The sequence below is a fragment of the Flavobacterium sp. SLB02 genome, from assembly GCF_009664855.1.
In the GTDB taxonomy this organism is placed as follows: Bacteria; Bacteroidota; Bacteroidia; order Flavobacteriales; family Flavobacteriaceae; genus Flavobacterium.
Genome location: NZ_CP045928.1, coordinates 492,177 through 506,247 on the forward strand (window position 1 = coordinate 492,177; position 14,071 = coordinate 506,247).

The window sequence follows — 14,071 nt, forward strand, 5'->3', positions numbered from 1 at the left end:
TCTTTAATTTTAGAAAAAATTTCTTACGAGTTTTTTTTAACCATCTAAGTGATATAAATTCATTTTAGAAAGTTTTGAAAATAATCTCGCAAAGACGCAGAGGCGCAAAGTTTTTTTTCTTTTTCACTACATAAGTGAGATAAGTTCATTTTAGAAAATAATCAGCGATAATCAGTTTAATCTGTAAAACCTGTGGGCTACATTTTACGCAGAAAACTTAAATTTTCTTATATCACTTATATGGTGAAAACAAAACTATTTAGGAAATGCAGCGCTTTGATAAGCACCTAAATCGGGCGGAGAAGTCCTGGTTTTTCCTATAATATCTACCGGAATTATATACGTCTGATTCCCTTTCGCGAAAGCGGGAGAAGTAGTATCGATGTTTAACTTATTTTGATTCACATTATAAAACTTCGGATTCTCATTTAAGATAATCTGATTGTAATGTTCTGTATCGGTTTTAAACTGATAATCCGGATTGGTACTTGAACTGCTAAATTTCAACAAACAGTTATTTAGTTGATAGACAAAAGCAGCATTTGTATTTTTACTCAAATTGAACTCGTTAGTGCTTGATCCGTAAATAATACAGTTATTGAAAGTAGCTTGTGTAAGCGGATTAGTTGAAGGAGTTGCACCGGCTAAACTATTGCTGAGGTTAACAGCAAAATGTGATGAATTTTGCCAGTTGTTATTGAAAGTACAATGCGTAAAAATATAATTCCCGCCGTAAACACATGATAAACTTGCTAAACCAGCATAATTTATGACAATGTTTTCTCCGTTAATGTATGCGTTTTGAGCCAAGATTCCGTACTCGGCGCAATTGTATATTTGAGTGTTTTTGATGTCGATTGTAGTGCTGTTGTCAGGACTTTTTATGTTTAAACCCGCAATGGCATTTTTTAAAGTAAGATGATTGATCGAATGATTTTTACTTCCACTAGCTAGAATAACTGAATTCCATTGCCCGGGAATATCATCGTAAAGAGATTCTAGTCGGTCACCTTCAAAAATAACTTCGTTTTCTAGTTTATTGGTAGTTGATACAGCTCCGTTTATTTGAAGTGATGCTTTATTGTCTATATAAAGTCCGGAATTGGCATGAAAAAAGACTCTTGCTCCGGCCTGAAAAGTAACGGTTTTATTTGCGGGAACGCCTGCAAAACCATAAATAACATACGGTTTCTGATTGGTAAACAGCAATTCATTTGCGTTTACAGCGTCATTTTCATCCAAATAAAAACCATCAACAGCCTTGCCGTCTATTATAATTTTTTCTTTGGTTCCGTCAGTATTTTGTTTTGGATATAGAAAAACAGCATCCTGAATTAAAGTAACCAAAGCCACTTCCTGAAGATTGGCGCCGCTATCAAACTGAATCTGATCTGTATACAAAAAATCGGTCGGATCAGCATCTGTAATATCTGCCGTGGTTTCTATAAAAATATATAAACTGTCTTTGGCTAAAAGCGTAACGTCTTTAAAAATCTTGCCATTGTTGCCGTTCATTCCGTCAACGGTCATTCGGTATTTTGAATTTAGACCATTCTTCAGTTGAATCGTTGGAATCGAAATATCATCTTTACTTGCATTGTAAACTTTCAGTTGATACGTGCTGGAACCAATATTCTTAAAAACAGTGTCTAAATAAACAGTGTCTTTTGAAAACTTTAAATTTCCGGAACTGGCAACGGTGTCAAAATCAGTTCGACAAGAACCGGTTGTTACAAGTATTCCAAAAATGAAAAGTATAAAGTATTGACGCATTTGTTTCTTTTTTTGCCACTGATTTAAAAGATTAAAAAGGATTTTATAGCTATTTTAATCTGTGCTAATCTGTGTAATCTTTAGCAAAAAAAATAAATTTTCAGCCAAAGATCAATATTGATTGTTTTGGTAAAAATAACAAAAAACTTACATGTTTGAAGTTGATTTTTAATTTAGAATTGCATTTTCGAATTTGTATCTCTTCTTTTCTTTAATTTTACGATTTTAAATTCCATTTTAATGAATTATACAAAAGAGCAGATTTTAGCGCGTTGCAACGAATTTTCTAAAAACACGCTAATGGAAACGCTAAAAATAGAATATATAGATGCTGGCGAGGATTTTTTGACGGCGAAAATGCCTGTAAATCCGTCCGTTCACCAACCAATGGGACTTTTACACGGAGGAGCTTCTGTAGCTTTGGCAGAAAGTGTGGGCAGTGCAGCATCGTTTTTTTTTATCAATCCAAAAGAACAGGAAGTACGCGGAATAGAAATTTCGGCCAATCACCTAAAAAGTATTCGTGAAGGCTGGGTTTTCGGGACAGCGAGAATCATTCATAAAGGAAGAAGTATTCATCTTTGGGAAATTAAAATTACCGATGAAGCCGGAAACCTGATTTCGCTTTGCAAGCTGACAAATATGGTTTTGGAGAAAAAGAAAACAGAATAGAACATGAATGACTTTTTTTCTAAAATAAAAAAACAATACGAAAAGCATTTGCCTTTTGTAATGTATTCTAAACCCAATTCCAGAAGTATTTTTGGGCTTTTACAGCAAAATGACACTTTGCATACCATTTCTAACTACAAAGAAAAAGGTTTTGTATTTGCTTCTTTTGATGAAAAACAACTGGTTTTGATTCCGGAAAATGAAGCTGAAATTATAACGACAGAACAAGAGGAACTTTTTTTTAAAACTATCGAAATCGAAGATTCAGTTTTTGATGAAGCTGCTAAAATTCAGTATGAAGATTTAGTTGCTAAAGGAATTGAAGCGATTAAAAACGAAGAATTCAAAAAAGTGGTTTTGTCCAGAAGCGAAAAGGTTGTGTTGGCCGAATTTGATTTTGTAGCCACTTTTCAGCATTTGATCGAATTGTATCCCACTACTTTTTCGTATTGCTTTTTTCATCCTAAAATTGGATTTTGGATGGGAGCAACGCCGGAACAGTTATTAAAAGCAAACGGAAATGTGTTTGAAACTACAGCTTTAGCAGGAACTCAAAAAGCAACTGCTGAAACGGATGTTTTTTGGCAGCAAAAAGAAAAAGACGAACAGCAATACGTAACCGATTTTATTGTAAAAAGATTGCGTGAAGTTGCCTCTTCGGTTAATGTTACGGAACCGTACAGTCTGAGAGCAGGATCGATCTGGCACATAAAAACAGATATTTCGGGAGTTCTAAATAACAATTCGACTCTGGAAGAAGTGATAGATACTTTGCATCCAACTCCTGCAGTTTGTGGTTTGCCAAAGAAAAAAGCAAAGGCTTTTATCATAGAAAACGAAAATTACGACAGAACTTTTTATAGCGGTTTTCTGGGCGAATTAAACAGCAGTTTTGCGAATAACGATATTAGTTCTGATTTATTTGTAAATTTACGTAACATGCAAATTCAGGAAAACAAAGCCATTTTGTACATGGGCTGCGGAATCACCAAAGAAAGTATTCCTGAAAAAGAGTGGGAGGAAAGCGTCAATAAATCAATGACGATGAAGAGAGTATTGAAGATAAAATAGAATAAAGAGAATAGAATAAAGAGGATAGATAACAAAAAGTCAATTTAGTTTTTTATTGAAATTGAAATTGATTTTTGACATTGATATTAAAAAGTATGAAATTAGACATATTAGCCTTCGGGGCACATCCGGATGATGTAGAGTTGGGTTGTGCGGGGACCATTTTAAAAGAAGTATCTCGTGGGAAAAAAGTAGGTATTGTTGATTTAACGCGTGGCGAATTAGGAACGCGCGGTACGGCAGAAACCAGAGATAAGGAAGCAAAAGATGCAGCAAATATTTTAGGGGTTTTGGTTCGTGAGAATTTAGGTTTGCGCGATGGTTTTTTTGTCAACGACGAAAAACATCAGCTAGAAGTTATTAAGATGATCCGAAAATATAAACCGGAGATTGTATTGTGTAATGCTATTGACGACCGCCATATTGATCACGGAAAAGGGAGTAAGTTAGTTTCTGATGCTTGCTTTTTATCAGGATTAATGAAAATAGAAACTTCTATAGATGGAGAAAACCAGGAAGCCTGGAGACCAAAAGTAGTGTACCATTATATTCAGTGGAAAAACATTGAACCAGACTTTGTAGTAGATATTACAGGATTTGAAGAAAAGAAAATTGAAGCTGTGATGGCGTATAAAACGCAATTTTATGATCCAAATTCAAAAGAACCTGCTACGCCAATTACTAGTAAAAACTTTATGGAAAGCCTAAATTACCGTGCACAGGACTTAGGAAGGTTAGTGGGGAAAGATTTTGCAGAAGGTTTTACTGTTGAAAGGTGTTTGGCAGTCAATAGCTTAGAGGATTTGATGTGATTTTGATATAAATTTTTCATTTTTTTCTTTGGTGAAGTAAACCTTTGTTGTATATTTGCAACCGCAAAGAAAAATGGTGGTTGTAGCTCAGCTGGTTAGAGTATTGGTTTGTGGTGCCGAGGGTCGCCGGTTCGAACCCGGTCAGCCACCCAGAATTGTAAAAGCCTTGAAGAAATTCAAGGCTTTTTTTGTGCCAATAAGTTAAATACCAATTTTTTAAAATTGCTTCGCCTGTTCGCTATCGGGTCCAAATCCCAAATTTGAAACTCCAATTTGAAACTGTAGAGGATTTAGAATTTAATTATAGCCTAATTTAAACCTTGAGTAAATAATACAAATCGTGATATTGTAAACCTTCCAAAGGCTGAAATCGTTGGCTATGTTTGAAAATTGAAACATTCAAATTTCTAATTGAAAGAGATTTGGAATTTGGAATTTATCTATTGGATTTTTTTTATCTACTGGAATTTATTTTATAAACAAAAAGTACAATGTTTAAGTCTTGGTTTATTGGTTATTATGGTTTGGTTTGTAAATCATTTTATTTCATCAAAACCATTTTCTTGCCTGATATCTCCGGTTTTGAGGCTTTTTTTTTGCAGAAGTAAACCTTTGTTGTATATTTGCACTCGCTAAGCAAAAATGGTGGTTGTAGCTCAGCTGGTTAGAGTAGCGGTTTGTGGTGCCGCGGGTCGCCGGTTCGAACCCGGTCAGCCACCCAAAAATTTAAAGCCTTGAAGAGATTCAGGGCTTTTTTTGTGCCAATAAATCTCAAATTCCAAATTCCAAAATCCAAAATCCAAATTGTAAATTTTTGGATTAATTGGAGAATTGCGATCTCAAACTCCGTAAAGTTGCGCTTTTTAGTAAAGCACTAAGTCCACAAAGCTTTGTGTACTTAGATGGTGTAAACACAACCTAAAACTTAGTGAACTCTGCGGAAAACCTTTGCGTTCTCTGTGGTAAAAATAATTAGGGAGTATAATTTTATGTCTCTCCATAATATTTAATGTTGATCCCTTTTTAGAAAGGCAAATCGTTAACCCTTCAGAGATCAGGAAATCTGGTCAGAACTTAATTGAGTTTAACGATATAAGATGTTAAATTAAAAACTAATGTTTCATGATTTTAATCATAAAATAAAATTAAGTGGCATAATATCTTTACGACATAAATCAGGTTTTAAAAAACAAAATAATCGAGATATTCTAAAGGTACAATTTAAGGATATCGATAAAACTAACCGTATGGATAAGCTATTCTTAATTGCTGAAATAAACCGACTCAAACAAGAAAAAAATGCGATCCTACTCGCTCATTATTATCAGGATAAAGACATACAGGAAGTCGCCGATTTTGTAGGCGATAGTCTTGAGTTATCTAAAAAAGCGGCTTCTGCCAATGCAGATATCATTGTTTTTGCAGGAGTATATTTTATGGCCGAAACGGCAAAAATCATCAATCCGGATAAAAAAGTGCTTTTGCCTGATAGCAATGCAGGATGTTCTCTTGCTGACGGATGTGATCCTCAAAATTTCAGGAAATTAAAAGAACTTCATCCCAATCATGTAGTTGTAACTTATATTAATTCCTCGGCCGAGATAAAGGCTTTAAGTGACTGGGTTTGTACGTCATCAAATGCAAGAAAAATTATAGAAGCCATTCCTAAAGAGCAGGAAATCATTTTTGCTCCGGATAAAAATTTAGGAATGTACCTGAAAAAAGAAGTAAATCGTGAATTATTGCTTTGGGATGGCTCGTGTATTGTTCACGAAGCTTTTTCACTAGATAAGCTTATCGAAATTTACAATGCCAATCCAACTGCAAAAATTGTAGCACATCCTGAATCAGAACGGCATATTCTCGAGACGGCACATTATATTGGGTCAACATCTGGAATGCTCAATTTTATCAAGAACGATATGGCTACTACTTTTATCGTAGCCACCGAAGCGGGAATCCTTCATCAGCTCTCAAAAGAAGCTCCTCACAAAACGATTATTCCGGCGCCTTCACACGAAGATAATACGTGTGCCTGCAGCGAATGTGCTTTTATGAAAATAAATACTTTAGAAAAGCTTTATTTATGTTTAAAAGATGAAAGACCGGAAATTACTATTAATGAAGAATTACGATTAGAGGCCATAAAACCGATCAACAGAATGCTCAATTTGTCATAAATATCTAAATCAATCAACATGAAAAAAACAGATATACTTATAATTGGTTCCGGAATAGCAGGGTTGTTTTTTGCGATAAAAATTGCAAAAAAGAGACCAGATTTATCTATTGCAATTATGACCAAAGACAAGGTTAAAAACTCTAATACCCAACTGGCTCAAGGCGGTATTGCTGTGGTTACGGATCGCATTGAGGATAGTTTTGAGCAGCATATAGAGGATACATTAAAATCGGGCGGAGGTTTATGCGATGAAGAAATTGTTAAAATGGTAATTCACCAGGCTCCTGAACGATTAAATGAACTCATTGATATTGGGGTTTGTTTTGATAAAAATAAAGCGGGAATATGGAATTTAGGTTTGGAAGGCGGACATTCTCAGCATCGTATTTTGCATCATAAAGATATATCCGGGGCAGAAATAGAAAAAAATCTAATCGGGGCTACCAAGCAATTATCTAACATTACCTTACTGGAAGATCATTTGGTTATTGATGTAGATACTAAAAAAAATAAAGGGAAAGCGAGCTGTAAAGGTGCTTTTTATTGTGACAAAATCAATAAGAAAGTAAAATACATACGCGCTAAAACTATTGTTTTGAGTACCGGAGGCTGCGGCCAGATTTTTAAGAACACTACCAATCCGGAGATTGCCACCGGTGACGGAATCGCAATTGCTTCCCGTGCCGGCGCGGTAATAAAGGATATGGAATACATACAGTTTCATCCAACAGCATTGTACGAAGAAAATAAAAATCCTTTCTTTTTAATTTCTGAGGCTGTAAGAGGTTTTGGAGCGCATATTGTTAATGAAGATCAAAAGCGTTTTATTTTTAAAGATGATATCCGTGGGGAATTGGCAACAAGGGATATTGTATCGCAGGCCATAAGCAAAGAAATAGAAACATCCGGAAAACAGTATGTTTATTTAGATTGCCGACACCTTGACTTTGACGAATTCTATATTCATTTTCCTTCGATTACACAGTATTGCAAGACAATCGGATTGCATCCTGCAAAGGATTTAATTCCTATTGTTCCTGTGGCTCATTATCAATGTGGTGGTATCAATGTAAATGAAAAATCTCAAACCAATATTAAGAATCTATATGCTATAGGCGAATGTTCGAGAACAGGTTTGCATGGAAAAAACAGACTGGCTTCCAACTCATTATTAGAAGCTTTGGTTTTTGCTCATCAGGCTTCTGACCATATCGATAGTACGATTGATGAGTTGTCTTTTTCATCAAAAAAAAGCATGTTGAAATTCGACGAGCCTTTATTGGATAAAGATTCTAATTATTTTGTGAAGCTGAAAAAAGAACTTCAAGCCATGATGACTTTTTTCTATGCCAGTAAAGATTCTGATTTTGTTAGAATATTGAATCGAATAGAATCAATGAAAATGACAACAGTAGGATTGTTATTCAAAAAACAAAAAATAACAACTCAATTGATAGAATTTACTAATATGCTTACCGTAGCTAAAATTATTGTTGAACACAATAAAAGTAAGGTTCTAGAAAACGCTGCAAGTTATTAAATCACATTTTCTTTAATTATTTTAAAATAAAATCAAGTTTACGCGAAAAAGTATTGCTTATAGTAACCAAAAAAGCATGACGTTTAAGTCATGCTCATTTGGTTATTATAGTTTGGTTTATTGAATTATCGTATTTCGTCGAATGTATTTCCCTGATTGATATCGCCGGTTTTAAAACCTTTCTTGAACCAATACATTCTTTGTTCTGATGTTCCGTGGGTAAACGAATCCGGAACAACATGACCTTGCATTTTGCTTTGAATAGCGTCGTCACCCACTGCATTTGCTGCACTTAATGCCTCTTCGATGTCTCCGGCTTCAAGATATTGTTCGTTGTCGTGAGCCCAGACTCCGGCATAAAAATCAGCTTGCAATTCCAGAGCTACAGAAAGTTTATTGGCCTCGGCTTCACTTTTTCCTTCTTGCTCCTGTCGCATTTTTGCAGACGTTCCTAATAAAGTCTGAATATGATGTCCTATTTCATGAGCGATAACATAAGCAATGGCAAAATCGCCACCTTCAGCGCCAAATTTGGTTTTTAATTCTTCGAAAAAAGCCAAATCCATATAGACCTTGCGATCGCCAGGGCAATAAAAAGGTCCTGATGCAGATGATGCACCGCCGCAGGCTGTACTTACAGAGCCTTTAAAAAGAACCAACTTAGGTTTTTCGTAAGTCATGCCGTGTTGGGCAAATATTTTGGTCCAGGTGTCTTCATTACGGGCTAATACAACTCTGACAAAGTCCCCCATTTTTTTGTCTTCTTCACTTAAGGGGGCTGCTGCCTCAGTATGCGTTTGCTGACCACCTTGCATTTGTTCCAATACATTTCCTATAGTCTGGCCATTTTCACCGCCAAAAACATTCAGTAACAAAATAATAATACCAATAACACCGCCTCCAACGGCTACTTTTCCGCCAGAAAGGCCTCTTCTGTCTTCTACATTATCACTTTGTCTTCCGCCTAACCACTTCATATTATATTGTATTTTAGTTTATTGAGTTTTATGTTGTACGAATTTATATATTTTTCAGGAATTATTGTTAAAATCAAACAAATTAGTTTGAACTATTTTAACCATTTTGATAAGGCTTCTTCCACAATACCTTTAATAATGGGTTTCGAAATATAATCGTCCATTCCTGCCGATAAACATTTGTTTCTTTCGTCTTTCTCTGCACCTGCCGTTACGGCAATTATAGGAATTTCTTTTCCGGTAATTGTATTTCGTATCGCTTTTGTGGTTTCGTAACCGTTCATAACCGGCATCTGAATGTCCATAAAAATAAGATCAGGATTAATACTTTCAAATTGATTTACGGCTTCGTATCCATTTTCACATTCGTAAATGTAAGCCGTATTATACAGATTTTTTATAATGGTTTTTAGCAACAGCATATTTACTTTGTTGTCTTCTACAATCAAAAAAGTAATGTTTTTATGGTTTTGGCCGGCATTAGCACTTAATTGCAGATTGATTTTTTTAAGTTCGGCATTGTATTTTTCGTTGATGCTTTGGTTGCTGGTTTTTAAATTTAAATCAAAATAAAAATTACTTCCAATATCAATCTTGCTTTCCAATTGCAATCTGCTATGCATTAAAGCCAATAACTGATTGGATATTGTTAAGCCCAAACCGGTTCCTCCAAACTTTCGCGTTGTAGAACTATCCTCCTGAGAAAAAGCCTTAAAAATCTTCTTCTGATTTTTCTCCAGTATTCCAATTCCGGTATCAATCACTGAAAACCGAATAATACAATTCCCGCTTTTATTTTTCTCCAGAACAGACACATTTAATTTAATCGAACCTTCATTGGTAAATTTTACGGCATTCGACAGTAAATTGATCAAAATTTGCTTGATTCTGACAATATCGGTCCAAATGTATTTGGGAACATCAGGATCCACATTCAATTCCAGGTTAAGATTTTTCTGGTTCGATTCGTAAACAATTAAATCAAACACCTGACCCAGTACTTTTTTAATATCATATAAATCAATAAAAAGTTCCAGTTTTCCGGCTTCAATTTTTGAGAAATCAAGTATGTCGTTGATAATTTCTAACAGAGAATGTGCTGACTGATTGATGGTGGTCATGTATTTTTCCTGAATTTCTTCAAGGTCCGTTTTCATCAGTAAATGCGTAAAACCAATAATACCGTTTAACGGCGTTCTTATTTCATGCGACATATTGGCCAAAAAGTCTGATTTTGATTTATTTGCCGCTTCGGCCAGTTGTTTGGCTTTTATCGCATCTTCGGTTTCTTTTTTGTTGGTAATGTCAAAATAAATTCCGCCAACAAATTCAATTTCATCACCTTTTTTAATAACATCACCAAATTCTTCTACCCAGATATATTCGCCCGTTTTTCGACGAATTCTGTAAATATTGTGCAAAGGCATGCTGTTTTGTAAATTATCAATCTGGTTGCTGATTACTTCATCTTTGTCATCAGGATGTATCAGTGATAAAAAGGATAAATTATTGTCAATAAATTCTGATTTCGAATAACCGGTTAAATTTGCAATTTCATCATTCAGGAAAATTTTGGTAGAGAAAGCATCAAATTTTGATAAATAAACGGTACCGGGAATATTGTTGGCAATCAGTTTGAATTTTTCTTCACTTTCGAGAATTTTGGTTTCATTTCGATTTCTCTCCAATGCCGATGAAATATTGTTGGCAAGAACCTGAAAGATATAGATTTCTTCTTCAGACCATTTTCTTTCATTAGTACAATCATCAAAGCCAATAAAACCGGTAAAGAGATCATTTATAAACAGAGGCAAAATCAAAATAGATTTGATTTTATTATCGACTAATAATTGTTTAAAAAAAGTATCACCAAGTTTACGTGTGAGCTTGTTTAAGATTTTTCTGTTATTTGCCGCTTCGTAAATTTCCTGCAAATTATCTTCTGTAAGTTGTTGTAATTCGGTTATTTGATGTTCAATTCCTTTTCTGGACCATTTGTATTTTTGGGAGACACAATTCGTATTAAAGTCTCTTTCGTAGTAGTACATATGATCAACTTTTGCCGCTTTTCCAATTATTTCATATGTTTCCTGAAACATCTCGTGCGTCGTTTTACTCAGCAAAAACTTCTCTGTGCATAAAGAAAGCGCCGATAACAGCTGACTTTTAAATTCTAATCTTCGTTCAGCTTCCAGACGTTTTTGTGACGAAATAGCCAGTGAAATAACATCTGAAATTGTTCTGGCATAATTGATATCTTCATTATCCCAGTCTCTTTTTTCCTGAGTACTTTCAAAACAAACCACGCCGCCCAATTGTCCGCTCAAAAAAATAGGAACATCAAGCATTGATTTGATATGATTTTTGGTAAAATAATGTTTTTGAAATTCAGAAGTTTCTAATTTGTTAAAAACATCAGGCGCATTGATAATGGCCTTGTTTTTTAAAGTTTCAAAATAAATAGGATATGATTCTTTATCTAATATATTTTTGTCGTTTAAGTTTTGATTATCAACGCTAAATAGGTTTTTACAGCTAATTAAATCTTTGTCATATTTCCAGAAGCTTACCCTGTTTGTTTTGGTAACCGTTGCTGCTTCTTTAATAATATAATCAACAACAGTATCGAGATTGTCGTATTTGCTAAAATCTGAGGTTGATAATTTTTTTGTAGAATGATTGTAAGCTTCAATTTTTTTAAGACGTTTCTTTTTTTCGTTTTCGATGTTTTTAATATCAGTAATATCTCTGGCGATACCAGCAAAACCAATAGTTTGGCCCAAATCATTTTTGCGAATGATAATTTTTTGAGAGATCCATAAAGTTTTTCCGTTTTTCTTTAAAATTGGAATTTCAATCGAAGGAAAATTGTTTTCATTGATATCCAGGTTTTCATAAAAATCAACTGCATTCCGTTGGTAGTTTTCATGAATAAAATTCGAATAATGCTGTGCTATAATCTCATTTTCAGAATAACCTAAAATCGAAAAACCAAAATCATTCACAAAAGTAAAATAACCGTCACTATCGATTTCAAATATAATATCTGTTGCGGTCTGAATCAGGTTTTTGTACTGATCCTGAACATTTATTTGCTCTGTAACATCCTGTCCGATACTGATAATTAAATCTTCAGAGAATTTTTTGTCTTTCCATTGAATATACTTGTATTCGCCATTTTTACTTTTTAATTTTCGAATATAAAGTTTGTTTTCCTCGTGGTTTAAATCTTTTATCCCCTCAATAAAGTCCGTTTCTTTTGTTAGTTTCCAAAATTTCAACCCCATTACTTCATCTGGCTGATAACCTAAAATCGACGTTATTGTTTCACTGCAAAATAATACCTCGTTTTTTTTATTGGTGGCAATTGTTAGTGAATTTCCCTTATGTACAATTTCGTTTGTAAACCTGAAATTATCTGTATTATTCAATAACACGGCATATTTAACCTGATTGATAATAAAAATAAGGATCGAAAAATTGATTAATATAATGGATGATTTTAAAGAAATCAAATGAAAAATAACGGTTACAATTAGAAAAGTAAAAACTAAGCCAACAAAGAACCAGTATATTTTTATGGGTTTTAAGATCGTGTAAGAAAAGAAAAAAGAGATTAAAAAGACAATAATAGGAATAACATCTTTGGAAAGAAAAATAATGTTATGCCCAATATAAGCGATGTAAATAAAGAAAAAGAAGATGAATAAAGACTGAACCCTATCTCTTAGAAATTTAATTTTGCTGGTTATAAAGTAAATCAGCAGAACCGAAAATCCGATGGAAACATTGACAACCAATAAACTTTTAGGCCTTATTTTAAAAAGTTCATTGATGATTTCGATAACAATAATCGCAATACCAAAAAATAAAATATAAAGTTGGTATTCTCTGTTGGTCGTTTCAGTTTCGAGTTTTTTTTCTATGAAATAGCCAATGCTCGATTTTATCTTAAAGAATTGATAAATGAGAACCCCCAGAAGGCCAAAGAGTGCCAGTCCTAAAAGAATAATTTTAGGATTGTTGTAAAAAATAATGTCGGAAGTAAAAACATACCAGTTTGCAATAATTGATTTTAGGGCATTACCAAGAGTGGCAATTCCTGAAATCAACGAATTGAAAAAACTACAGTTCTCTACCATAGAATTTGAGGTATGTTTGGTTTAGTAAATAGTTTTTTGAAAATTCTAAAGAGAGTAGGTTAAGCTCTTTTTAGTGTAGAATTTTCTATTTTATTCTAAATCCGATTGCCCAATTGAATCAATTGGATCTTCTTTATCATTTTTAAAAATTGCATAATATATAGCGTATGTCATTGAATAACTAAGCGGCACAGTAAATAGGATTCCCACAAAAAGAGCCATAAAGCCAATAATCAGGGCGACAACAATGGTGATCATTAATCCTAAAAGTACGATGGGTTGTTTTGCAATAAGAATAAAACTTGATGCGATGGCATCAAAGGCTTTTAAATCTCCAAAGACAATAAGGGGAATCGTTAAAAATGTAAAATACGAAGTCATCAACGAAACCACAAGTCCCGCCAGATTTAGATTTTGCATTTCGAAAAAAGTAGATACAGACACACTGAATAATGAAATAATGGCAGTGGCTAAAAATATTTGTAAAAACTTATTTGATCTATAATAAGTAAAAATCGTCGAGACATTAAATTCCTGATCTCTGTCTGCACAGTACGCCATTTTTAGAAATCCTGCACCAAAAGGACTTAAAATCGCCGAAAATAAGACTGTTCCCGCAATATAATAAAAAAGCTGAAGGCTTGATAATTGTATAGGTTTGATCGAAAAGAAAGCGGGATTATTTAATTTTTCTACACCAAATATTACGGCTAAAAGAACAGAGCCAATGATACCAAAAAGTATAGAAAAAACTAATAATATTAACCCTGCGTAAAGTGCTATTTTTTTATAGTTTTCAAAAGCATTGTTAAAGACAGTTGAAAAATCTAAGGTATAACCATGATTCTTAATGTCTTTGATTTGATCAAGTGTGGATTTCATTTTGTGTAAAAGTAGAATTG

9 protein-coding genes and 2 tRNA genes are annotated in these 14,071 nt (G+C 33.8%); 7 read left to right on the plus strand and 4 right to left on the minus strand.

Going from position 1 to position 14,071, the window contains the following annotated elements; genetic code table 11:
* Window positions 1-255 precede the first annotated feature (255 nt).
* Window positions 256-1,773 (minus strand): hypothetical protein, encoded by a 1,518-nt coding sequence (locus GIY83_RS02150; RefSeq protein WP_208684425.1) that lies wholly within the window; start codon window positions 1,771-1,773, stop codon window positions 256-258.
* 240 nt (window positions 1,774-2,013) lie between these two features.
* On the opposite strand from GIY83_RS02150, the gene GIY83_RS02155 reads away from it, so the two are divergent.
* From GIY83_RS02155 to nadB, 7 genes are all read left to right on the plus strand, one after another.
* Window positions 2,014-2,445: a PaaI family thioesterase gene (locus GIY83_RS02155; RefSeq protein ID WP_055096087.1), complete on the plus strand. Its 432-nt coding sequence runs from the start codon at window positions 2,014-2,016 to the stop codon at window positions 2,443-2,445.
* A 3-nt stretch (window positions 2,446-2,448) separates the two neighbouring features.
* On the plus strand, window positions 2,449-3,516 hold the full coding sequence (locus tag GIY83_RS02160) for a chorismate-binding protein (RefSeq protein ID WP_208684427.1): 1,068 nt from the start codon (window positions 2,449-2,451) through the stop codon (window positions 3,514-3,516).
* Between the two features lie 95 nt (window positions 3,517-3,611).
* Window positions 3,612-4,328 carry a bacillithiol biosynthesis deacetylase BshB1 gene (gene bshB1 / locus GIY83_RS02165; RefSeq protein ID WP_194615791.1) on the plus strand — a complete coding sequence of 239 codons (717 nt, stop codon included), beginning with the start codon at window positions 3,612-3,614 and terminating at the stop codon, window positions 4,326-4,328.
* A 76-nt stretch (window positions 4,329-4,404) separates the two neighbouring features.
* Window positions 4,405-4,478, plus strand: a tRNA-His gene (locus GIY83_RS02170).
* A gap of 495 nt (window positions 4,479-4,973) precedes the next feature.
* A tRNA-His gene (locus tag GIY83_RS02175) sits at window positions 4,974-5,047 on the plus strand.
* 528 nt (window positions 5,048-5,575) lie between these two features.
* The gene (gene nadA / locus GIY83_RS02180) at window positions 5,576-6,508 is read left to right on the plus strand and encodes a quinolinate synthase NadA (protein WP_208684429.1); all 933 of its coding nucleotides are present in this window, start codon (window positions 5,576-5,578) and stop codon (window positions 6,506-6,508) included.
* Window positions 6,509-6,526: 18 nt separating this feature from the next.
* Entirely contained in the window at window positions 6,527-8,050 is a 1,524-nt protein-coding gene (gene nadB / locus GIY83_RS02185) for an L-aspartate oxidase (protein ID WP_194615793.1), read from the plus strand.
* 125 nt (window positions 8,051-8,175) lie between these two features.
* Here nadB and GIY83_RS02190 read toward each other — a convergent pair whose 3' ends face one another.
* The 3 genes from GIY83_RS02190 to GIY83_RS02200 all read right to left on the minus strand — a co-directional run bounded on the left by GIY83_RS02190 (window position 8,176) and on the right by GIY83_RS02200 (window position 14,051).
* The gene (locus tag GIY83_RS02190; RefSeq protein ID WP_208684431.1) at window positions 8,176-9,027 is read right to left on the minus strand and encodes a neutral zinc metallopeptidase; all 852 of its coding nucleotides are present in this window, start codon (window positions 9,025-9,027) and stop codon (window positions 8,176-8,178) included.
* A gap of 92 nt (window positions 9,028-9,119) precedes the next feature.
* The gene (locus GIY83_RS02195; RefSeq protein ID WP_194615795.1) at window positions 9,120-13,169 is read right to left on the minus strand and encodes a PAS domain S-box protein; all 4,050 of its coding nucleotides are present in this window, start codon (window positions 13,167-13,169) and stop codon (window positions 9,120-9,122) included.
* 90 nt (window positions 13,170-13,259) lie between these two features.
* The gene (locus GIY83_RS02200; protein WP_208684433.1) at window positions 13,260-14,051 is read right to left on the minus strand and encodes a hypothetical protein; all 792 of its coding nucleotides are present in this window, start codon (window positions 14,049-14,051) and stop codon (window positions 13,260-13,262) included.
* Between the last annotated feature and the right edge of the window lie 20 nt (window positions 14,052-14,071).